The following is a 22,565-nucleotide window of genomic DNA, read 5'->3' as shown; positions in this document are numbered from 1 at the left end:
CCATGGCCGTACGCGACAATCCGTACAGCGCTTTCAACTTCCTCGTCAAGCTCGGTGACGGCGGCGGCGAGGACCAGATCGCCGGCGGCTTCTCCGACTTCAACGGGGCCGGCAACACCATCAAGTACGCCGAGTACCGCAACGGCAACGACGCCGAGAACCACGTCCGCAAGATCGCCAACGTGAACAGTACCGAGGACGTGACGCTCAAGCGCGGCATCATTGGCGACCTGCGTCTGTTCGACTGGATCCGGGAGACGCGGGCCGGCAATTTCCAGCCCCGCACAGTGACGGTCACCCTGCTGGACGAGGCCCGCAACCGGGTATGCGAGTGGGTGCTGCAGCAGGCGCAGCCGACCAAGTGGGTGGGTCCGACGCTGGCCGCGAAAGGCGGCACCGACGTGGCCATGGAGGAGCTGCACCTGGTCGCCGAGAGCATCGACTTCCGGTCGCTATGACTCGCCCCGGGCTCGCGCTGGGTGCGCCCGGCGCCTACCACGTGCCGCCGCGCGCCGCCTTGCGCCTGAGCCCGGAGCGCCTCGACGTGGCCGGCTTCGCCGGGGTGGCCCCGCGCGGCCCGATCGACGTGCCGACCGCAGTGGACAGCTGGTCGGACTACCGGTTGCGGTTCGGCGGGATGGAGGGGCCGGGCCTGCTCCCGTACGCGGTACACGCCTTCTTCCTGCAGGGCGGCGTGCGAGCCCGGGTGCTGCGGGTGTCGCCGCTGCCCCGGGACCCGCGGGTGGCCCGGGCACGGCACCGGATGGCGCGGATGCCCGGCCCGATTGACGTGCTGGCCCGGGACGAGGGCACGTGGGGCAACCTGCTCACCCTGCGCTGGGACTTCGCCGTCGCCCAGCGCTTCGAGACGGCGTACGCGAACGGCGCGATCGTGCTGCCGGCCGGTGTGGATCTGCCGCCGTGCTCTCTGGTGCGGCTGCGCGGCCCCGGGCTGCCGCCGGCCGGCGTGTTCGCCTGGAGCGCGCCTGCGCAGGGGTTCGAGGTCCCCGTCGCGCCGCTGACCGTCGCCGGGCCACCCCCACCCGCCGGTCCCCTGGAGGCGGATGTCGTCACGTCGGCGTTCCTGGTCGTCGACACCGATCCGACAATGCGCCGCGAGGAGCGCTTTACCGACCTTGGGCTACGCCGGGGCCATCCCCGCTTCGCCGGCCAAGTGCTCGCCTGCGAGTCGCTGCTGGTCGAGCCGGACGGCTGGCCGGACGCGGTGCTGCCGCCGGACGTTTACCTCACCTCCGCCCTCGGCACGCTCACCACGCCGGGCAGCGACCGCTATCCGGGGGTGAGCCGGGAAAGCTTCTTCGGCGACGTCGACCCCCGGCTGCTGCCGATCGGCGGGGCCGACGGCCTCGACGAGCTCGGCGCGGTGTACGGCGTCGACCGGCTGGCCCTAGACCAGGAGATCGGACTGCTCGCCGTACCGGATCTGGCCTGGTCCTTCGCTGATCCGCCGGGAGTGACCATGGTGGATCGGCCGCGGCCCGCCACCACGTTCGGATCCTGCGCCCCGCCGCCCGTCGCCATCCAGGCGCTGCCCCCGCCCACCGCGACCCAGCTGGACGCCCGCACCAAGCTGGCCGAAATCCAGTCGCGCCAGCTGCGGGTCGCCGTGCACGCCGCCCACCAGCGCCGCTTCGTCGCCCTGCTGGACGCGCCGCATCGGCTGCCGGTGCGGCGGATCGTTCGCTGGCGGTCCGCCTTCGACTCGTCCTACTGCGCCGCCTACCACCCGTGGCTCGGCGTCGTCGGCCCCGGCGACGTCCCGGCCACCGTGCTGGTGCCGCCGTGCGGCTTCGCGGCCGGCATCATCGCCGACCGGGAGATTCGCCTCGGGCTGCCGTGGGGGCCGGCCAACGAGCTCGCGGCCGGCGCGGTTCTGCTCGCCGACCCGGTCAGCGACGCCGACCACGACCTGCTGCACCCGCTCGGCGTCGACGTGTTCCGCGCCGAGCGCGACGGGTTCCGGCTCACCAGCGCCCGTACCCTGGCCCGCGACCCGGCCTACCGGCAGCTCAGCGTCCGCCGGTTGATGACGATGCTGCGGATCACCCTGGACCGGCAGCTGCAGCCGCTGGTCTTCGAGCCCAACACCGCCCGGCTGCGCGCGGCCGTCCGGGAGGCCGCCGTGGCACTGCTGCGGCAGCTGTTCCGCGGCGGCGCGTTCACCGGCGCCACCGAGGCCGAGGCGTTCTTCGTGCGCTGCGACGACGCGCTGAATCCGGCCTGGTCGCAGGCGCAGGGCCGGCTGATCGCCGAGATGGGCGTGGCGCCGGCCGAGCCTCTCGAGTTCATTGTGCTGCGGGTCTCGCAGGACGCGGCGGGCGGGCTGACCCTGGAGGCCGGCGAATGAACGAGATGTTGCAGAGCTTCAAGTTCCACATCTTCTTCGCTGGCAGTCCCCGGGCCGCGGAGCGCATCTGGCGGCCGCCGCCCGACCTGGCCGCCAAGAAGGCCGCCGCGCCGCCCCCGCCGCCCGAGCCGGACACCCAGACCGGCGAAGGCGGGTTCCAGGAGTGCAGCGGGCTCGGCCTGGAGACCGACCTCAAGGAGTACGCCGAGGGCGGGCGCGACGACGGGCTGATCCGCTTCGCCGGCCGGGTGAAGCTGCAGCCGATCGTGCTAAAGCGCGGCATGTTCGTCGCCGGCACCCCGGGCGGGTACGTGAACACCTGGATGTGGGACTGGCTGCGCTCCCTGGTCGAGGGGATCCGGCCGGTGCCACGCTACAGCGGCACTATCTCCGTCGCCGACCCGTCCGGCTCGCGGACGCTGGCCACCTGGACCTTCGACCGCGGGCTGCCGTTGAAAGTGGCCGGGCCGCAGCTTGACGCGAAGACCGGGGCGATCGCCGTCGAGGAGCTGCACATCGCCCACGAGGGCCTGCGACTGGAGAACTTCTAATGGCCGCGCTGGCGCATGCGACCCTGCAACGGCTCGTCTACACCCAGCGGCCGTCAAAGACTGCCCCGGCCAAGGTGAAACCGGACGGCGTCGCCTGGGAGGTTCAGTTCAACCCGGCCAGCCTGAAGATCACCAGGCGCAACAACGTGGACCGCAACGGCCTCACCACGGGTACCCAGAAGCGCGAGCACCCAGCGCAGGAGGCGTCCTCGCTGAGCTTCACCCTCGAGTTCGACACCGCCGAGCAAGGGCAGACGACCGCCCGGGTCGACGTACGCGAGTGGACGGCGCTGATCCGGCAATTCGTCGAGCCGCCCAAGGACCGCCCGAGCGGGCCGCCGCCCGCGGTCCGGTTCGCCTGGGGAAAGCTGATCTTCAACGGGATCATCGACGAGGTCACCGAGGACCTGGACCTGTTTGCCCCGGACGGCACGCCGCTGCACGCCAAGGTGGCCGTGGCGATCCGGGAGCTGAACCTCGCGGACGAGGCGGTGGCCGCGGGGGCGGGCGCGCTCGACGACAAGGGCGCCACGCTGCCGGGCGAGGTGGGCGGCTCGGGCTCCGCGGGGACCGACGCGCCGGCCGCGACGCCGCAGCAGGTGGAGCCGGCCCAGCAGGGCGAGAGCGTGCAGCAGTTGATGGGCCGGCTCGGGCTGGCGCCGGCGCAGTGGCGGGCCGCCATGACCGGCCTGCAGAGCCCGCTGGCGTTGCCGGCCGGGACGCCGGTGCAGCTGCCGCCGGCCGCCTTTACCGCGCCGGCCGGGGAGAGCGTCGCCGGGTTCGCGGCGGACGCCGCGCCGGGATCCCCCGAGGTCCTCGCCAGCGCGCTCGGGCTGAGCTCGTCCGGCGCCGCTGGGCCGGCGCCGGGCGGCCCCGCGCCCGATGCCCGCACCGCCGGGCTGATCCTCGCCGCGGGCGGGGGGATTGCCGCCTCGGCGCGCACCGTCGCAGCAGCCCGTGCCGAGGCCGCCGTCGCACAGGCCCGGATGGGCTTCGCCGGGCCCGCCCCGGCACCGGCCGCGGATGCTAGGGCACCGGCCGCGAACGCCCCGCCGCCGGCCACCGTGGACCCGCGGGCCGCCACCTACGGCAGCGGGATTCCGCTGCGCCGGCGCGGCAACGCGCAGACCCTCGCCGACATCCAGGCCGACACGCAACGCCCCGGTGACATCGCCCGGACCACGCTGGGCGGCGGAAGGGGGTGCTGCGGTGACTGTGCACATCGGTGAGCTGCACACCGACGTACGGACTCCCCCGCCGGACGCGGACCGGCCGCCCGACCCGCGCCCGGCGCCGATCGACGAGCAGATCGCGGCGGCCCGCAAGCGGGCCGACTGGATCGCCGCCCGGACCGCCGCGGAGGACTTCGATGACTGAGGCGCCGCTCACCGTCGTCTCCCCGGTCTTCACCGTGGACGGGCAGCTCATGCGCGAATTGGCCCGCGACTGCTTCCGGCTGGACGTCTGCGAGGGCGTCGAGGGGCTGCGCAAGCTGCAGGCCTGCTTCCTCGCCACCGGCGCCGGCGCGCTCGGCCCGCCCGGCGACCTGCTGCACCTCGACGGCGGCACGATCGACCTCGGCAAGTCCCTGCGGGTCGCGATCGGCGCCCAGCACGAACAGCGCTTCGTCTTCGACGGCAAGGTGTCGGCCATCGAGCTCACCCTCGGCGACGCCGACCCGCCGTACGTCACGGTGTTCGCCGAGGACGCGCTAATGGGGCTGCGGATGACCAGGCGGATGCGCACCTACCGCGACAAGACCGACGCGGAGGTGGCCGCCGAGCTCGCCCGCGAACACGGCCTGCAGGCGGACACCGACGCCGACGGCCCCCGCTACGACGTGGTGCAGCAGTTCAACCAGAGCGACCTGGCCTTCCTGCGCGAACGGGCCCGGCTGGTCCAGGCCGAGATCTGGTGCACCGAGCGCACCCTGCATTTCCGCACGCGATCGCAGCGCACCGGCAGCGAGGTGACGCTGGTCCGCGGCGGCGATCTGATCGAGGCGCGGCTGACCGCCGACCTGTCCGCCCAGCGCAGCGCCGTGGTGGTGACCGGCTACGACGCCGACCGCCGCGAGGTGATCAACGAGAAGGCCGGCCCCGACGCGCTGGACGCCGAGGTGACCGGCGGCCGGCTCGGCGCCCGGCTGGTCGAGCGGGCGCTCGGCGCCAGCACCACGCTACGGGTCCGGGAGGCGGCGCTGACCAGCGCCGAGGCGTCCGCGTGGGCGCGCGCCGAGATGCTGCGCCGTGGCCGGAAGTTCGTCACCGTCAACGGGACCACCAACGGCACCCCGGACCTGATGGTCGGCAGCCGGCTCACGCTGCAACGGTCCGGCGCGCCATTCGACGGGTCCGGCTACTACGTCACGCGGGTGCGACACACCTTCGACCTGCGGCGAGGATTCCGTACCTGCTTCGACGCCGAACGCGCGACCCTGAACGAGGTGGCCTGATGGGACTTCCGGCTCCGGCGGACGGCTCGACGCCCGGCTACTACGGGATCTACCCGGCGATCGTCACCGACCTGGTGGACGACGACAAGCTGGGCCGGGTCGAGGTGCGCTTTCCGTGGCTCGGCTCGGACGGCGACCGGGACGTGCGGGCGTGGGCGACGCTCTGCTCCCCGTACGCCGACGACTCGCAGGGTCTGCTGGTGCTGCCCGAGGTGGGCACCCAGGTGATGGTCGCCTTCGAGGCCGGGAACCTGCGCCGGCCGTACGTGCTCGGCGCGACCTGGAACGGCCGGGAATCGCTGCCGCACGACCCCGAGACGGCCAACAACATCCGGCTGTTCCGCTCCCGGACCGACAGCCGCCTCGAGTTCGACGACTCGGCCGGCGCCGCCAAGCTCAGCATCACCATGGCCTCCGGCCACGAGGTCACCCTGGACGACTCCGGGCAGACGGTCACCGTGAAGCACTCGGCCGGCTGCACGGTCCGGCTGACCGCCACCGCCGTGGAGATCCAGGGCAACGTATCCGTGGACGTGACGGCCCCGATGGTCAAAGTGGACGCGCCGATCGCCACGTTCAGCGGCCTGGTGAAGGTCGGCACCCTCATAGCAGAGCAGATGGTGATGTCGCCCGCGTACACCCCCGGCGCCGGGAACATCTGGTGAGCGGGCCGCCACACGGGATGGCGCTGCGCGCGCCGTGGTACGCGCTGGTCCGGTCGAAGACCGACCGGTTCGGGCCGGAGGCGCTCGCGCCGTACCTCCAGAAGTACGACAGCGAGGACTTCGTGGCAACGCTGGTGGCCGACCCGCAGCGGTCGCTGCGCTGGACCCGGGGCGACCGGTGGTCGTTCCCGGTGCAGCGCCCGGTGAGCGACCCGGTGACGCTGCGCGGAGTGCTCAGCCCGTACAAGATGGTCCGCTCCCCCATCCGCAAGCTCTACCAGCCGTCCCACCAGCGGTTCTACGCGGTCACGGCGGAACTGTTCTGTGACGTGGCAGGCCTGCCACGCCCTGGGCCGGGCGACACGGGCGTGACGGTGCGGTTCGTCATGCGGCGCACGCTGGTCACCTTCACCGGCGACCCGGCCGAGCTGAGGGCGGCCGCCAAAGCGATCGCCAAGGCCGACTTCCACGACGAGCGGACCGAGGACGTCGCCGCCGCCTTCCGCTCGGCCGGGCTGGCCGACCTCCCGTTCAAGGCGGAGGAGCAGGCCTGGTACGTGGGCGCGGACGGCCGCGGGGAATGGCGCCCGGTCGCCGCGGACCTGTCGACGGAGCAGACCTTTCCGATGTGGCGGATTCCCCGGCCGGCGAACGACTGCGTGCCCGGTCCGGGCCGCTCGCTGTGGTTCGGCGTGGTGCCGACCTACAGCGGCGACACGGACGCGACCGGACGACCCAAGCTGGACGAGCGCACGACGTACCACCTGCGGGTCGTCGCCTCGAAGGGCAGGCCGCAGCCATGCCCGCCGATCGTCACGGTCAGCGCCCCGAGCGTCGACTTCCGGCTGGCCGACTTCTTCGACCCGGCGGGCACGGCGAACCGGCGCGTCCGCGTACGCCTGCCGGACCTGCAGGCAATGCAGGCACACGCGGCCGGCAGCGCCGCCGTCGGCGGCGTCGAGTTCGAGCGCCCGGCGGGCTCCCAGCTGCCCCCGTTCAAGCTGGGCAAGGTGCCGGACTCGGGCGACAAGAGCGAGCCCGGCGGCACCACACCGGAGAACTGCTTCCACGCCATCGAGCTGATCACCATCGTGGCGACGTTCGTCCTCGGCATCTTCATGCCCATCGTCATCTTCGTCTTCCAGCTGTGGTGGATGCTGCTGCTGAAGTTCTGCGTCCCGCCGGACGCCGGCGTCCTGGCCGCCCTTGCCACCCTGAACGGCAACAAGTCGATGGGGGACCTGACTCCGCAGGAACGCGAGGACCTCAGCACCCTCTTGGGCTGCAGCGGCGAGGAGGACCTGATCACACCGATGCTCGACGCCCATCCCGAGCTGAAGGCCACTGGCCCCCAGGCCAACCAGCTGGCGAAGGACTTCGCCGCCGCCGTCCAGGCGGCCAAGAGTCCCCAGCCCCCGAAACCGAAGCCGCTGCCGGACGTAGAGGATCCGCTATGCCCCGTCGTGGGCACCCCGACTAGCTACTTCGACCTGAAGAAGTGAGGCGGCCGGCGGAAGCCGGCGGAGCGGCCTGGGGTCTGGTGCTGGTGGGCGTGCTGGTGCGCGGTGAAGACTGCCGGTGGGTGGTGGTTCAGGCTGCCGTGGCGGCGAGGGCGGTGACCTTGGTGAGGTTGTGGGCCAGGACGCCGTAGCCGCACCAGGTTCGGGCGCCGGTCAGCCCGTCGAGGCGGGTGCGGTCCCATTGGTAGCGGTGTTTGAGGTGGCTGATCCGGCCCTCGCAGCCGGTGCGCCATTTGACCAGGCGGCGGAAGCCGGGTTGGCGTTCGTAGGCTTGGCGGGCGGCGCCCGGTCGGCCTTTACGCGGAATCGCGACGGTTTTCACGCCGGCATCGTAAAGATCGTCGTGGACGGCGGCTTCGCCGTAGCCGCGGTCGGCGGCCACCGCCCCCGGCGTTCGCCCGGTGCGCCGGGTGATCCGGTCGATCGCGGGCGCGAGTTGCGGCGCGTCGGGTGGGTTGCCGTGTTCGACAGCGTGGTCGAGCACGATTCCGTCGACGTTGTCGACGGTCTGGGCCTTGTAGCCGAAGTTGATGGGTTTGCCGAGCCGGCCCTTGGCGATCGGGCGGGCGTCCGGGTCGTGCAGGCTGACCAGCCGGGTCGCCGCGTCGGGTGTGCCGCCGGCCAGCCGGGTCCGGGCTTGGGCGATCACTTGGTGGGTGCGGTCGAGGAGCACGGTCAGGTCGTCGACGGCGCGGCGCAGCCGGCCCGCTTCCCGGCCGGTCGCGGTGCGCAGCGCCCGGCGGGCGTTGCGCAATACCGCCGCGGCGTCGGTGGCGCTCTTGCGGGCCAGGTCGGCCAGTTCGGCGGTGATCCGGGCGACGGTGGCCTGCGCCTGGTCTCGGGTCTGCGCGCCGCGTAGCCGTAGCTGCGCCGCGATCGTACGGACCCGCCGGCCGGCGGCGCGGGTGCGGTCGCGGAACGGGGTGCGGGGCGCGGCTCCGGCCGCCTTGATCCGCCCGACGGTGCGGGTGATCCGGGATACCGCCCGGGCCAGCAGCCCGGTGTCGGTGGGGTAGTCAACGTTGGCCGGCACCACGGTGGTGTCGGCCCGGACTTTTCCCGTCTTGACCAGCCGGGCCTCGACCGCGGTGGCCAGCAGCTGCTCGTTGAGCGCGGCGATCGCCTGCTCCCCGCACCGGGTGGTGATCTTCATCAGGGTGGTCGGGTGGGGCAGCCGGCCGTCGATGTCGATCCGGGCGAACCGGCGCCAGGAGATCGAGTCGGATACCTCGGCGCACAGCGACTCATAGCCCAGCCGGTAGCGGTGTTTGAGGAACATCAACCGCAGGTAGGTCTCCAGCGGCATGCTCGGCCGGCCCAGCCGGGGCGAGAAGTGCGCGGTGAACGGGGCGAAGAACCGCTCGTCGTCGAGCCACGCATCGACGCGTTCCAGCTCCACCGGCAGCCGTAGGCACACCTCCGGCAGCACCGATTCCCACAACGACGGCTGCATGTTCCGGGTCCGTAGCATGACCACAATCCCTTGCGCGCCAACGAGTTTCGGTTACATACAGTGTGACAGCGCGGCGTGTCCGGCAGGGCCGGACACGCCGACAACCATCGATCTAGTTTTCAGGTCGAAGTAGCTAGTCCTCGAAGTCATTCAGCCAGGATCGGAAATCCTCGTCACCATGCAGGTAAGCCCCCGGGCTCTGCTGAAGATCGGCGCCGGCCAACCTGTCAAGCGCAGCCCAAAGAATCGCATCCGATTGGTAGTCCGCGGCTTCGTCTTTGATCCGCGCCAGAGCCCAATCCGCGACTTCCTCGCGGCTCACAGACCCCTCGACCAGGCCTGCCAACCTACGCGCGACCTCCTGGTGGATGTCTTGCACGTCACCAACTCCCGGTGTATTTGCCGTCCGCGTCGAACATGTAATGAACCTTGCTCCCGCCGGTTGCGTCAACGTCAGGACGCACGATTCTAACCTTTCCGTCATGATCCAGACTTTCGTGCCAAATACGCCTGGACCCGGTCTTAGGATTCCACTCCCGAACAAGACGACGACCAGCTATCTCCCCAGACGTGCGTGCCGGCGTCGTCTCGCCATAGAAACGGAATCGCCCGTCGGGGAGCTCACGAGCAATTCCGTACTTTGCCGCTTGGTCCAGGAACTCCTGCGGGTATGCCCTGAAATAAGGAACCTCGCCGCCCCAAGGATTGTGCGCCAAGGCAGGTTGGCGCGCGGCTCGCTCGATCACGATCTGAGCATTCGGCCAGCTGACCGGATCGCCCCCGGTGGCACGGAAGGGGCCGCCCAGTACTTGGGCGGGCTTGCGGACCCCGGACGAGAGGTCGAGGACTGGATGGTCGGCCGGAAGTGGACGCCCGGAAGGCACCTCGGGCAGTTTCGTGATCGACACCACTCGGTACCCAGCCGGAATTTTTCCGGCTTCGACAGCTTCCAGCAATTCGTTCATGTACTTGTTGACACCGCGCATTCCGGGCACGACTTCCGCTCGACCTTGAACGATCAGCCGTCCACCAGGACGAAGTGCCTCGCCGAGAACGGCAACATCGACCGCGTAGCCGTAGGGGTTGTTCACCAGCACCGCGTCCTGGTTCCGAAGTGCGGACGGGATCGGCTTTGTGGCGTCGAGCTCTAGCACGCCCGGGCGCGACTGCAGATCCGTGCGGGTAAGCGCGATCAAGCCAGGATCGGGGGCGGTCCGCGCGGCGAGACTCTCCGGCGGCAGGCCGAGATCGGTGTCGACCCGTCCCGCGCCTATCTCAAGAACTCTCGCCGGGCTTCCGTCGGGGTGAACCGGAGTACTTTCGAGCGGACCCAGCGCGGTGAATTTGAACTCATCGGGCGAGAGTTCGCCTGGATCAAACCCTTTCGGGCCCCCGCCGCCGGGGCTTACCTCCTGCCCGAGGTCCGGGAGATGCTGAGGAGAGCCATTCTGGTCCGGGACGGCCCCGGCCGGTACCGGCGACGATGACTCGGGCTCGGCGGCAATGCTGCCCCATCGCGCCTGGGCGCCCCGAAAGACGAGAGTTCCGGCATGCATGACCACCGACTGCCCGGCTCCGGTGACGGTGCCCATGCCGGTAGAGACGGCTACCTGACTCAGCCCATCGAGGAAGCCGCCCCGCCAGGTGTTCTCGTCGGCGGCAACACTGAAGGCGCTGCCGGGAGCGGCGGAGAGTCCGCCCTGGACAGCCTCCTGCAGCAGCTCCCTTCCGATCCGGCTGAAGCCCGACGTTGCCGCGCGTTCCGCGCCGACGGTGGCGGAACCGAGGAGCCCTTTCGCGACCCCTGGTGCCAGCACGTTCGCGATCCCCTCGACGGCGCCGCTGCTGAACGCGAGAGCCCCTTCGGCACCGAAGATGTCGAACCTGTCGCCCCGCACCGCCTTAGCCGCCAGTACCTTCACCAACGCGTTGACGAGTGCCGCACGCGCCAGTTGAGAGGCCAACGCGGCCGCCGCGGCCGGCCCGGCAAGGCCGCCGCTGACGACGGTGACGACAATGGTCGCGGCGGTGCTCAACACCGTGACCGCCATGTCCTCGAGCTCGTCACGTGCGGCCACGTACACCTGCAGGGCGTCCTTGGTCGCGCGCTCCGCCCGTTTGAGTTCCTTCAGTTCGCCGGCCGTGAGCACGCCGTCCGCACGGCTCCGCACAGCGGCGGCGAGTAACTCCCGATACTCGTCGTCGAGGGCATCTGAGGTGTTCGAGAGCGCCCCGACCCAGCTTCGCTCCGCTCGGATGCTCTGGCCGAGGCGGTCGATCCGCTCGTCGAAGGTGGTAACGGCGGGCGCCAGCAGGAGCTTCGCCTTCGCGAAGTCACGGGTGCTGAGATCCGACTCGATGTCGGACATGAGCTCACTGTCGTTTCGGATCGCCTCCTTGGCGTCGGCGTCCGATCCGATGGATTCGAGCACATGAAACAGGTAATCCTCGTCGGTTCCCGCGCCCTTTATGGCCCAGCGAAGGCGCTCCGCGACGCTGCCGGTCAGGATCGTCTGCGCTGCGAAGTAGCCGCGGGTGCCGCTTCGACGCATCACCTCCATCCGGAACGTTTGATCCGACCAGGCCTTCTGGTAGGTCGCCAAGGTCGCGCCGCTGGACATCTTGATGGCGTTGACGACGTCTGGTCCGCTCATCGCGCCGGCCTGGTTCAACGCGGATACCGCCCCGCCGGCGCGAAGGACTAGGGCCTCGGCACGCCGGAAGTCGTCATCGTCCAACTCGTCACGCAGCAGCGCGTAGAGGCTCGATTCCGGCCGTTTGAACTCCTCGGCGACGACGGCTTGCTCCTGCGCAGTCATTTCCGACAGCGCATTGAAGATTTCGGCCTCCTCGGTACCCACACCGGCTGCAGCGAGGCGGATCCGCTCCAGTGTCGTGAACTTCCCCTCGAGAATCAGCAAGGCCCGCTTGTAGTCATGGCCGGACAGCTCGCTGTCCAGCACCTTGTCGAGATTCTCGTGATAGGCGGCCTGGTAATCGGATCGGATAGTCGTGCGGTCCGCCCGTCGCAGTGCATTCAGGAGCGCGGTCTCGTCGGCGCCAACCCGATTGGTGGCAATTCGGATCTCGTCCGCTGGGCGCAACGCCCCGTAACACAGCAACGCCTTCGCCTTGTCCAGGTCGGCGCCGCTCAGTTCCTCGTCGAGTGCGCCGGCCAAGCGACTACGGCGGCCGTCGGGCAGCGTCCCGTCGTCGCTGAACGTCTCCCCATATGAGTCGGCGAAGTCGGCGGACGCTTGAGCGACCTCGCCCGAGGCGGCGGCCAGCACTCGGTAGAGCGTGTCCTCGTCCGTGCCGAACCCCTGGATCGCGAAATAGACCTTGTCGGCGGTGCGGAGCCGTCCGTACTGCAGGTAGCGAAGTGCCCGGGTGGCATCGTGCCCGGGCAACCGCCACACCGCGACGTCCAGCACCCGGCCGGCGATACGGAAGAACTCGCTGCGCAGTTGCGCCGTGCGATCCCGCTGTTCGAGCAGGGTGCGGAAGATCTCCTCGCGGTGCGCATCCGGATTCGGCATCGCCAGCCACAGGGTGAGCTCCCGGGCGGCCTCGGTCACGTCCGTAAGCGCCCTCGGCCCGACCACCTCGCCCCGGGGCCCGGTGCCTGAAGGTACAACGTGCGCCATCGCCTCGGAGAGGGCCGAATGCGATCGCCGTTCCGCGCCGCTCCCGGCGTCCAGTGTGCCAGTCCTGACGCCCGGCTCGGCTCTCGGCGACCGCACTGCGTACTGATGGTCCGGCGGCATATGCGGACAATGCCGCACCGGACGTCACGGCGTCGTTGCGTAGGCGGAGCGACGATGCGGTGACGAGGCCGATCGCATCCTCGGGGCATGGCAGCGCAAACCGGCAGTCCCGTCGACCGATGGCTGGGTACGGGCTTCGCGTTTCCGGTCGGGCCGCAGCCCGATCGGCCTCGGCTGCAGTGGCTCAGTGGGATGGAGCTGGTCCGGCAGTCGATCGAGGCGATTTTGGATACCGAGCCGGGTGAGCGGGTCATGCTGCCGACCTTCGGGTGCGGGCTGCGGCAGTATCTGATGGCTCCGAACACCGTCGCCACGCGGACGGCCATGGCTCAGGAGATCTCCGAGGCGCTGAACCAGTGGGAGCCGCGGATCCGGGTCACGACGGTGACGGTCACGCCGGACGACGATCCGAGCCTGGTCTGGGTGGACATCTCCTACCTGCGGCTGCTCGACCTGCGGCCGGACAACCTCGTCTACCCCTTCTACCTGAGGTAGGCGCCGATGACTCTGATCGGGCCGATCCTCGACGATCGCAGCTACGAGGACCTCAAGCAGGAACTGCTCAAACGCATCCCGGTGTACGCACCGGAATGGACCGACCACAACGAGACCGACCCGGGTGTGGTGCTGCTCGAGCTGTTCGCGTATCTGGGCGAGTCGCTGCTGTTCCGGTTCAACCAGATCCCGGACGCCACCAAGGTCGCCTTCCTGCGGCTGCTCGGCCTGCGCCCGCGGCCCGCCCGGACGGCCCGGGCCCTGGTGAGCCTGCGGACTGAGCGAGTCGAGGGCGTGCACCTGAACGTCGGCGCGGAGGTCACGGCCGGGCCGATCGTGTTCGAGACCAGCAACGAGGTGCACGCCTGGCCGCTCGAGGTTCAGGCGTACGGGAAAATGCCGCCGGACGACCCGGCCCAGCTGCCGGCCGCGGAGAAGAGCCGGCGTGCCGACGCCGAGGCCCGGCTGCCGCAGGCGGAGCGGGCCCGGGTCGCGCGGTTCGGCAAGGCCTTCTACGAGGTGCACGCCGTGCCGGCCGATCCGCTGGACGCCGAGGCGCATCCGCTGGATGTCGAGGCGACCGTCGACCGGGCGCTGTGGATCGCGGTTCTCGCACGCACCGCCCAGCAACGGGACGCGGTAGCCAAGCAACTTCCCAGCCATTTCCTGTACGTGGGTGTGGTCCTCGACAACGTCCCGGCGGCGCCCCCGGCGGTCGAGCCGGACGCCGATCCGCTGCCCCGGGCGACGGTCGCCGAGCCGCCGGCCGTGCTCTGGGAGCTGTGGCAGGGCGGCACCTCGCTCGTCCCGCTCGACGTCGCCGTCGACGGCACCCGCGGGCTGACCGAGGACGGCGTGGTGCAGCTCGGCCTGCCCGCCGCCGACCTGCCGCCGACCGGGCAGGACGAACCGGTCGGCGGCTGGGACCGGCCGCCGCAGCTGGACGATCCCGCGGTCCTGCAGCGGGCGGTGGCCTGGCTGCGGGTGCGCCGGCCGGCCGGGGAGAACGACATCATCGGCCGGGTGCGGTGGGCCGGGATCAATGTGGTCGCCGTCGAGAACGGGCAGACGGCCCGGGCCGAGTTGCTCGGCACCGGGACCGGCGACCCAGGGCAGACGTACGCGCTGAGCCGCCGCCCGGTGCTGCCCGGCACCGTCCGCCTGCAGGTGGAAGAGGTCGACGGCTGGCACGACTGGACCGAGGTCGACACGTTCGCCGCCGGCCGGCCGGAGAACGCCTGGTACACCGTGGACCTGACGGCCGGACTGATCCGGTTCGGCACGCAGACCCGCGTGCCGCAGCCGGGGCAGCGGATCCGGGTCCTCTCCTACCGGGTCGGCGGCGGCGTGGCCGGCAACGTCGCCGCGGGCGCGATCACCGCGGTGACCGGCGCGGCCGGCGTCAAGGCGTCGAACATCCTGCCCGCGGCGGGCGGCGCGGACGCGGCGTCGCTGGCCGACGCGCTGGATCAGATCCCGGCCGAGGTGCAGCGGCGCGACCGGGCGGTCACCGCCGAGGACTTCCGGGCGCTGACGGCTCAGGTGCCGGGCGTACGCCGGGCCGAGCCGCTCCCGCTGCTGCATCCGGACACACCCGGCCACCCCGCGGCGGGCGTGGTCAGCGTCGTCGTCTTCCCCACCGACGATCTGCGCAACCCGGATGCTCCCTCCCCGGACACGGCGCTGCTGCGCCGGGTGGCCGCGTATCTGGAGCCGCGCCGGGTGCTGACCTGCGAGGTGTACGTGATCCCGCCGGCCTACCGCCCGATCGCGGTGTCCGTCGGCGTGCGGGTCCGCGAGGGCTACCAGGCCGACGCCGTTCGCCGGTGGGTGGAGCTGATCCTGCGGCAGTACCTGTCGCCGGTGCCGCCGTACGGCCCGGACGGTCAGGGCTGGACGCTGGGCCGCACCGTCCGCCGCGCCGAGCTGGAGGCGGTCGCGGTGCAGGTCGACGGCGTGGAGTCGATCGAGCAGGGGCTGCGGCTGGCCCGAGTCGACGGCGCGAACGCGGTCGAGGTCCAGGAGGTCGAGCTGCGCCGATGGGAGGTGCCTGAGCTGCGGGCCGTCACGGTCGTCCGGGGCGCGCCGCCGGCGCCGGGGGCCGGGTACCCGCCGTCCGGGCCGGGCTCGGACCCGGAGCCGCCGGTGCTGATCCCGCTGCCCGCGGAGGTGTGCTGATGCCCGCCGACCGCGGCTACCGCCGCATTTCGCACCCGGACCAGTGGAGCCGCTGCGCGCACACCAGCACCGCGCTGCTCGACGGCGGCGGTATCGAGCTGTCCTGGCAGGAGCCCGCGACCACGGCGGGCGAGCGGGTCGGTGACACCCCGCAGGGCCTGGCCTTCGACCGGTGGTGCCGGGCCTACCGCTCGCTGCCCGGCCAGGGACGCGTCGCGGTGCTGCCGGACGACCTCGCGCAGCTGCCCGAGCCGGTCTTCGGCGAGCCCTGTCCGGGCGCCCTGAGCGGGCCGCGCGGGCTCGCGGTGGACGACGGCAACCGGCTGTACGTCGCGGAGTCCGGGGCCGGCGCGGTGCACGTGGTCGACCTGCGCGCGCAGCGGTTGCGCGCCCGGCGGTTCCTGCGCTCCCGGCGGCACCCGCGGGTACGCCCGATCGGCATCGCCGCCGTGGGCCGGGGCGCGGTCGTGCTGACCGCCGATCCGGTGCGGCTGTGGCGCTTCGAGGGCCGGCGCGGCCCGCTGCCCGGCCCGGTCGTGCACCGGCCCGCCGGGGCGAAGGGCCTGCGCTGCCTGCACGTCACGGCCGGCCTGGGCCGGGTGCTCCTGCTCTGGTCCGGGCCGGGCTCGGCGGCCGTGGTGGCCGACCCGGCCGGCACGGTCGAGGTCCGGGTCGACGGGGCCACCGACCTCGCGATCGACCACGACGGCGTGCTGGTGGTGGCCGGCGCGCCGGGCGGCGTGTTCCGCCGGTTCCGGCCGGGCGGCGCGGAGATCGAGCCGCTCGGCGCGCCGGGATACGACGGCGGGGCGATCGCGATCGCCCCGAACGGGCGGGTCGCGTTCACCACCGCCGACGGGTTCGCCTGGACGTCGGGGCCGAGTCTGCGCTACCCGCTGTCCGGCTCGGTCGTCACCTACCGGCTGGACGGCGGCATCCCGCGTACCCGGTGGGGCCGAGTCTTCCTGGACGCGTGCCTGCCCCGCGGCACCGACCTGCGGCTGCGCCTCCTCACCACCGACGACGACGAGGTCACCGATCCGATCCCGGCCCGGGCGCCGGTCCGTGGCGGCATTCCGGTGCTGGACCCGGGCGCCACGCCGCCGCTGCCGTCGCAACTCGGGCTGCGGGACGCTTCGCCGAGCCGGCCGCTCTATCGGCGGCCGACCGGTCCGGAGGAGGTGGGAAGACCGGCCGACGACACGGACACCTTCGCCACGTACGAGGCGCCGGTCGACGCCCCGCCCGGCCGCTACCTGTGGCTCGTGCTGGAGCTGACCGGTACCGGGCTGAACACGCCGCGGGCGCGGGCGGTCCGGGTCGAGCGGCCCGGCCATCGACTGCTTGACGCGCTGCCCCGATCGTGGTCGCGCGACCCGGCGGGCGCCGCGTTCCTGCAGCGGTTCCTCGCCCCGGCCGAGGGCCTGCTGAGCGAGCTGGACGACCGGGCCGACGCCCGCGACCTGCTGCTGCACCCGGCCGCCGCGCCGGCGCAGGCGCTGCCGTGGCTGGCCGGCCTGCTCGCGCTGAGCCTGGACCGCCGCTGGCCCGAGGCCGCCCGCCGGCAGCTAATCGCCGAGGCGTTCGGCCTGTTCCGGCTGCGCGGCACCGGCACGGTGCTGGCACGGCTGCTCCGCATCTACCTCGGCCGCGAGGTGCAGGTGGTGGAGAACTGGCGGATGCGCGGGCTGGGCGGGACGGTCCTCGGCGGATCCCCGGGCGGGCCGCCCGCGCCGGCCCTCGCGGCGGAAGGCTCGGCGACGGCGGCGCTCGGGCGGTTCACGGTCGGCGGGCAGCCGGGCGCGGGCGGCGACGGCTACACCGTGACCGCGCACCGGTTCACCGTGCTGGTGCCGGGGCGGCTCGACCCGGACCGGCGCGAGGTGGTGGCGGGCCTGGTCGAGCGGTACAAGCCCGCGCACACCATGGCTGTGATCTGCCAGCTGGGCGACGGGATGCGGGTCGGGCGGCGGATGCACGTCGGGCTGACCACATTCGTCGGGCCGGACGCGGCCTGGCACCCGGCGATCGTCGGGCAGGTCGCGGTCGGCGCCGACGGTGTGGTCGGGCTGCCGGCGGTCGGGTCGCGGGTGGGCGACGAGGCGGCGATCTGGGCGGTGCGGGTCGGATGAGCACGCCGGCGCTAAGCATCGACACGTTCACCGCGACCGCGGCGCAAAATGTCGCCGCCCGGGTGGCGGCCGCGCAGCGCCGGATCGCCGATCGCGACCTGGCCCGGGCCTGGGCGGCCGCGACGCCGCCGGCCGGGCAATGGTGCGTCCGCCGTCTCGACGTGCGGGTGGGCCTGGACCCGGCCGACGGGGACGAGGCGTTCGGCGCGCGGTGGGCGGAGTCGATCTGCGCGGCGGTGCTGCGGGTGGCGGCCAGCGGGTCGAGCCGGGACGTCGTGCACTACCGCAACGACCTCGACGCGGCGGCGGACGCGGTGCTCGGGCTGGCGGCCGGCCGGGACGAGCGGCGGTGGGCGTGGCGGCAGCTCGGACTGCCCGGCGACGCCGAGGCGGTGCTGCTGCACCGGCCGGAGGCGGCGGTTGAGGTGCTGAGCCGGGTGGTGGCGGCCGGCGGCCTGGCGGCGTTGCACCGGCGCCTCGGCGACCGGGGGTGGACGCTGATCGCCGAGGCCGTGTGGCGCGCGTCCGGCGGAACGGCACGATCGGCCGTGGACACTGCCGGACCAGGCAGCCCGGCCGGGCTCGGCGGGCCGGGCGGGCGGGGTCGGCACGGCGCGTCGGTCTTTGCCCGGGGCGCGTTGGCCTTGCGGTTGTGCCGGGCTACGATCCGGCCCAGCGCGGCGGTGCTGGATGCCTGGGCGGTGCTGGTGGTCGTGGAAGCGGACCCGGCTGCGCCGCGGCGGCCGCACACGGAGCGCGCCGTCGCCGAGGCGCGGCGATGGCTGGCGGACTCGCTCGGCGGACCGATGGCGGGAACGGCCGGCCGGCCGCGAGACGACGACGGCATGGCAACGACCGCGGCGGATTCAGCGGACGCGAACGAGCCCGCGGCGCCATCGACGGACAGCCCGCAATCGGAGGCCATCGGGCAGGTAGCGACGCGTGGCGATCAAGCCGCGAGCGCGGAGCCGGGTCGATGGCCGCCGGGCGCGGAGACCCGGCCACGCCCGCTGACGCCGCGCCCGGACCGGCAGATTGAACCCGAGCGGGCCACGGGCGACTCGGGCGGCCGTGCCCAGGCGATGCCCGACCCGCGGACCGGCCGGGCGGACGGCTCCGCCGTCGAGCGTGCGCCCGCCGTGCCGGAGGCTGACCCGGACCGTGCGATTGGCGAGCTTCCGACGCGTACGCAAGAAGGCTTGGAATTTGCATTTACGGCATGGGCCGGATTGCCGTTCCTGCTGGCGACCGCCGCCTCCGCCGGCCTTCCCGAGCGGCTGTTCGACGCCTTCGAGGAGCGGACGATCGGCTGGGTGGTGCACCGGCTCGGTGGCTTGATCAGCGAGTCCGGACCCGAGGATGCCGCGCTGCTCGCGCTGGCTGGGCTGCACGGCGAGCGGGCCGAGACCGTCCTGCGCGCCCCGGAGCCGACGGAGGACGAGGCCGCGCTGCTCGACGGGATCGCCGGGGAATGGGTTCGCGCGACCGCCGATCGGCTCGGCCACGACGGCGACGATTCACTGCCGGAAGTGCGGGCCCGCCTGCGCCGGCCGGGACACGTCGACGCGCAAGCCGGCTGGTTCGTGATCCATCTGCCGCTCGCCTCGGCGGATCCGGTCGTCCGGCGCGCCGGGCTCGACCTCGATCCCGGCTGGGTGCCGTGGCTCGGTGCGGTCGTGAGGTATGTCTATGACTGACCAACGGCTCGTCGTCATCGACCTGGAGCGCCGCGTGGCCGTGCTGGCCCGGCGGCTGGCCGAGCTGGTCGCGGAGCGTGGCGGCAACGACGTGGCGGCGGCCGCGGCGGCCTTCCTGATCGAATGGGCGGACGCGACCGGGCCTACCGGCCCGCCGATCGCGGACACCCCGCTCGCGCGGCTGATCGCCGGCCTGGGGCTGAGCGCGAACGAGGTCGACCTGGTGCTGCTCGCCGGGATGCCGGAGGAGCACGAGGGGCTCGCGTCGACGCTGGCCAAGCTGCACCCGGCCGACGAGCCGCGGCCGACGCTCGGGCTGGCCGCGCTGGTGCTCGGCCCGGACGTGCCGCGCGGCGACCTGCGGCGGCTGATGCACGAGGGACCCGCTGCCCGGTGCGGCCTGATCGCGGCGAGCGGGCGCAGGGCGTTCTTCGACCAGTCGCTGGTCCTCGCCGACCGGGTGTGGCAGGCGCTGCACGGGGTCGACGCCTGGCCGGCCGCGCTGCCCCGGGTCGCCGTTCCGCCGACGCCGGCCGGGCTCGAGGGCTGGCTGGAGCTGCCCTCGGTGCAGCGGGCCGCGCACGCGCTGAGCGCCCGCCGCGATTGCCTGCTTCTGGTCGGCGCGGCGGACGAGACGATTGCGGTGAGCCGCTGCTCGGCGCTCACCGACTGGGTGAGCCGGACGGCGGTGGCCGCCCGGGTGGCGCCGGCCGACGGGACCGGCCTGGCGTTGCTGGCGCTGCACGCGCTGGTCCGGCGGGCGGTGCCGGTCGCGGTCGCCGGGTTCCCGGACGGGCCGGCGCGGGAGCCGGATCTGGCCGGAACGCCGCCCGGTCCGATGTTCCTGTGCGCGATGCCGGGGACCGTGCAGCCGCCGGCGGGCCGGCCGATGCTGCCGGTGCCGATCGGGCCGATCTCGATCCAGGCCCGCCGGGATGCCTGGCAGGCGGTGCTGCCCGAGGTCAACGGGGACCTGGCGCCGCTCGCCGCGAGGCATCCGCTCGATCCGGCGGTGGCTGCGCTGGTCGCCCGGGACGTCGGCGTGCGGGACCGGGAGCGCAAGCTCGGCCTGGCCGAGGTGTCGGCGGCGATCCGGGCCCGGGCCGGCACGGCGCTGCCGGCCGGGATCGAGCTGATCACCCCGCGCGCCCGCTGGTCCGATCTGGTGCTCGACCGGAACGGCACCCGGCTGCTGCGCGAGGCGGTGCGGCGGCTGGCGTACGAGTCGCTGGTCCTCGACGAGTGGGGGCTGCTCGACCGCGCCCGCGCCGACCGGGGCGTGCGGTTGCTGCTGTCCGGCCCACCCGGCACCGGCAAGTCGCTCGCGGCCGAGGTGATCGCGGACGCCGCCAAGACCGACCTGCTGGTCGTGGACGTGGCCCGGGTGGTGTCGAAGTGGCTGGGCGACACCGAGAAGAACCTGGCGGCGGTCTTCGACGTGGCCGAGCAGACCCAGGCCGTGCTCTTCCTCGACGGGGCGGACTCGTTGTTCGCCAGCCGCACCGAGGTGGGCGACGCGCACGACCGGTACGCCAACCAGAGCACGTCCTGGCTGCTGCAGCGGCTCGACCACTTCGACGGCCTGGCCGTGCTCGCCACGAACCTGCGCCGCAACATCGACGCCGCGTTCCTGCGCCGGATGGACTTCGTGGTGGAGATCGGCCTGCCCGACGAGCGCAGCCGCGGCCGGATCTGGCGGCGGCACCTGCCGCCCGAGTGGCTGGCCGAGGACGTCGACCTGGCCGCGCTGGCCCGCCGCTACGAGGTGCCGGGCGCGTGGATCCGCAACGCCGCGATCACCGCCGCGTTCCGAGCCGCGCCGCGGGGCCGGCCGATCGGCCAGGACGACCTGATCGCCGCGTTGCGGCAGGAGTACGGCAAGGCGGTCCGGCCGTTCCCGGACGAGCCGCCGGAGGACACCCGGGTACCCGACGACGCCGCGGTCCGCCTGCTGGCGGCCGCGCGAGAGGCGGAGAAGCGATGACGAAGTTCGGCGCGTGCGGCGACCCGACGACCGGCTCGGCGACGATCGCCGAGGACGATGCCCTGCCCGTGCAGCCGTTCACCGCGTTGCGAGCCGCGTACGGGATGCTGCTCGGCGAGGACGACTTCCTCGTCCTGATGGGCAATCCGCGCGGCAAGCAGATGGTGCACACGTCCTGGCTGCACGGCGCCGGGGTGATCTGGGGCTTCGACGTCGGCCGGGACGAGGGGCGGCTGCGGGTGCGGCCCGGCCTGGCCGTCGACCGGCGCGGCCGGGAGCTGCGCCTGGAGACCAGCCAGTGCCTCGATCTGGCCGCTTGGGCCAAGGAGTGGCTGGACAAGAACAAGCCCAAGGACGAGCATCAGGAGTGGGTCCACGCGTACGTGATGGCCGAGTTCAAGAGCTGCCTGGACCACAACGTGCCGACGCTGGCCGACCCGTGCGACATCGCACGGCAGCACGACAGCCCGTCCCGGGTGGTGGAGACTACTCGCCTGCGGATCGTCGCCGAGCCGCCGCCCGCTGCTGCCGGCTACCACCGCCTGCGGGTCCTGCTCGGTCTGAAGAAGGCCGACCCGAAGACCGACAAGGACGTGCTCGACGCGATCCACCAGGTGCACTCCGCGCGGTTCGAGGACCGGCCGGCCGAGCTGCTGCGGCAGTTCCGGCTGATGGCCGCCCTCGACGCCACGCAGCGCCGGCCGGCCGGCTACGCCGACGACAAGTCGGTGCCGCATTTCCCGGTGGACGAGCGGGACAGCGCCGGCATCCTGCTGGCCAAGCTTTCGGTTCCGGTCAAGACCAAGTCATACGTACGCATCGAGCCACGGGTCCGGACCGCGCTGCTGCCCACCGCGGTGATCCAGGAGCTGCTCAGCGGGCTGGCGCCGGGCCTGATCGGCGACCGGCACCACGAGCAGGACGCGGGCGGCCCGCGCCTGCTCGGCGTCGAGTGGATCGACCCGGTCACCGCCGAGCTGACCTTCGACCGGCCCATCGCCCGCAACTCCTGGGAGGACCAGGCGATCAGCGTCTCGTCGGCGTCGTACCGCGGTCATGGCTGGCGCCGCGAGCACATCGACGAGATCGGGTTCCGCGGCGGCGACGAGCAGGTCGTGGTGCTGCGGATGGCCGGCGGGCCGGCGTACTCGCTGGTCCGGGTGGTGGTGCGCGGCACCGGGACGGCGCCGCTGCTCGGCCAGGACCCGTTCGTGCCGTTCGCCGGCCTGCCGGGCGGCCCGCCCGGCTCCGTCCACCAGGGACACGACGCCGCGCACAACGCGAGAGCCGGGAGCTGACG

17 protein-coding genes are annotated in these 22,565 nt (G+C 72.8%); 14 read left to right on the top strand and 3 right to left on the bottom strand.

Going from position 1 to position 22,565, the window contains the following annotated elements; translation table 11 throughout:
* The first annotated feature begins 2 nt into the window (after window positions 1-2).
* From Q2K19_RS22160 to Q2K19_RS22125, 8 genes are read left to right on the top strand one after another with little or no spacing between them, the layout of a single operon-like run.
* Window positions 3-458 (top strand): phage tail protein, encoded by a 456-nt coding sequence (locus Q2K19_RS22160; protein ID WP_302763390.1) that lies wholly within the window; start codon window positions 3-5, stop codon window positions 456-458.
* Window positions 455-2,368 carry a phage tail sheath C-terminal domain-containing protein gene (locus Q2K19_RS22155; RefSeq protein WP_302763389.1) on the top strand — a complete coding sequence of 638 codons (1,914 nt, stop codon included), beginning with the start codon at window positions 455-457 and terminating at the stop codon, window positions 2,366-2,368. The genes Q2K19_RS22160 and Q2K19_RS22155 overlap by 4 nt, the downstream gene beginning before the upstream one ends.
* Window positions 2,365-2,919 carry a phage tail protein gene (locus Q2K19_RS22150; RefSeq protein WP_302763388.1) on the top strand — a complete coding sequence of 185 codons (555 nt, stop codon included), beginning with the start codon at window positions 2,365-2,367 and terminating at the stop codon, window positions 2,917-2,919. Before Q2K19_RS22155 ends, Q2K19_RS22150 begins: the two co-directional genes overlap by 4 nt.
* A complete protein-coding gene (locus tag Q2K19_RS22145) occupies window positions 2,919-4,148 on the top strand; it encodes a CIS tube protein (protein WP_302763386.1) in 1,230 nt (409 codons plus the stop codon). The genes Q2K19_RS22150 and Q2K19_RS22145 overlap by 1 nt, the downstream gene beginning before the upstream one ends.
* Window positions 4,129-4,296, top strand: a complete 168-nt coding sequence (locus Q2K19_RS22140; RefSeq protein ID WP_302763385.1) for a hypothetical protein — start codon at window positions 4,129-4,131, stop codon at window positions 4,294-4,296. The genes Q2K19_RS22145 and Q2K19_RS22140 overlap by 20 nt, the downstream gene beginning before the upstream one ends.
* On the top strand, window positions 4,289-5,374 hold the full coding sequence (locus Q2K19_RS22135) for a phage late control D family protein (RefSeq protein WP_302763383.1): 1,086 nt from the start codon (window positions 4,289-4,291) through the stop codon (window positions 5,372-5,374). The genes Q2K19_RS22140 and Q2K19_RS22135 overlap by 8 nt, the downstream gene beginning before the upstream one ends.
* The gene (locus Q2K19_RS22130) at window positions 5,374-6,039 is read left to right on the top strand and encodes a phage baseplate assembly protein V (protein WP_302763381.1); all 666 of its coding nucleotides are present in this window, start codon (window positions 5,374-5,376) and stop codon (window positions 6,037-6,039) included. Before Q2K19_RS22135 ends, Q2K19_RS22130 begins: the two co-directional genes overlap by 1 nt.
* On the top strand, window positions 6,036-7,541 hold the full coding sequence (locus Q2K19_RS22125) for a hypothetical protein (protein WP_302763380.1): 1,506 nt from the start codon (window positions 6,036-6,038) through the stop codon (window positions 7,539-7,541). Before Q2K19_RS22130 ends, Q2K19_RS22125 begins: the two co-directional genes overlap by 4 nt.
* A gap of 88 nt (window positions 7,542-7,629) precedes the next feature.
* Here Q2K19_RS22125 and Q2K19_RS22120 read toward each other — a convergent pair whose 3' ends face one another.
* From Q2K19_RS22120 to Q2K19_RS22110, 3 genes are all read right to left on the bottom strand, one after another.
* Window positions 7,630-9,030, bottom strand: coding sequence for an ISNCY family transposase (locus Q2K19_RS22120; RefSeq protein ID WP_302763379.1), 1,401 nt, complete (start codon window positions 9,028-9,030; stop codon window positions 7,630-7,632).
* 115 nt (window positions 9,031-9,145) lie between these two features.
* Window positions 9,146-9,391, bottom strand: coding sequence for a hypothetical protein (locus tag Q2K19_RS22115; RefSeq protein ID WP_302763377.1), 246 nt, complete (start codon window positions 9,389-9,391; stop codon window positions 9,146-9,148).
* Between the two features lies 1 nt (window position 9,392).
* A complete protein-coding gene (locus Q2K19_RS22110) occupies window positions 9,393-12,590 on the bottom strand; it encodes a hypothetical protein (RefSeq protein WP_302763374.1) in 3,198 nt (1,065 codons plus the stop codon).
* Between the two features lie 276 nt (window positions 12,591-12,866).
* Between Q2K19_RS22110 and Q2K19_RS22105 the strand changes: the two genes are divergently transcribed.
* The 6 genes from Q2K19_RS22105 to Q2K19_RS22080 are packed head-to-tail and all read left to right on the top strand — an operon-like array spanning window position 12,867 to window position 22,563.
* A complete protein-coding gene (locus tag Q2K19_RS22105; RefSeq protein ID WP_302763373.1) occupies window positions 12,867-13,274 on the top strand; it encodes a GPW/gp25 family protein in 408 nt (135 codons plus the stop codon).
* Window positions 13,275-13,280: 6 nt separating this feature from the next.
* On the top strand, window positions 13,281-15,452 hold the full coding sequence (locus Q2K19_RS22100) for a putative baseplate assembly protein (protein ID WP_302763372.1): 2,172 nt from the start codon (window positions 13,281-13,283) through the stop codon (window positions 15,450-15,452).
* Window positions 15,452-17,584 (top strand): phage tail protein, encoded by a 2,133-nt coding sequence (locus tag Q2K19_RS22095; protein ID WP_302763371.1) that lies wholly within the window; start codon window positions 15,452-15,454, stop codon window positions 17,582-17,584. The genes Q2K19_RS22100 and Q2K19_RS22095 overlap by 1 nt, the downstream gene beginning before the upstream one ends.
* Complete coding sequence (locus Q2K19_RS22090; protein ID WP_302763370.1) at window positions 17,581-19,281, top strand: hypothetical protein; 1,701 nt, start codon at window positions 17,581-17,583, stop codon at window positions 19,279-19,281. Before Q2K19_RS22095 ends, Q2K19_RS22090 begins: the two co-directional genes overlap by 4 nt.
* On the top strand, window positions 19,274-21,265 hold the full coding sequence (locus Q2K19_RS22085; protein WP_302763369.1) for an ATP-binding protein: 1,992 nt from the start codon (window positions 19,274-19,276) through the stop codon (window positions 21,263-21,265). Before Q2K19_RS22090 ends, Q2K19_RS22085 begins: the two co-directional genes overlap by 8 nt.
* The gene (locus Q2K19_RS22080) at window positions 21,262-22,563 is read left to right on the top strand and encodes a hypothetical protein (RefSeq protein WP_302763367.1); all 1,302 of its coding nucleotides are present in this window, start codon (window positions 21,262-21,264) and stop codon (window positions 22,561-22,563) included. Before Q2K19_RS22085 ends, Q2K19_RS22080 begins: the two co-directional genes overlap by 4 nt.
* Window positions 22,564-22,565: the final 2 nt, after the last annotated feature.

Source organism: Micromonospora sp. NBRC 110009, from assembly GCF_030518795.1.
GTDB lineage: Bacteria > Actinomycetota > Actinomycetes > Mycobacteriales > Micromonosporaceae > Micromonospora.
This window is presented reverse-complemented; position numbering and strand designations above follow the sequence as displayed.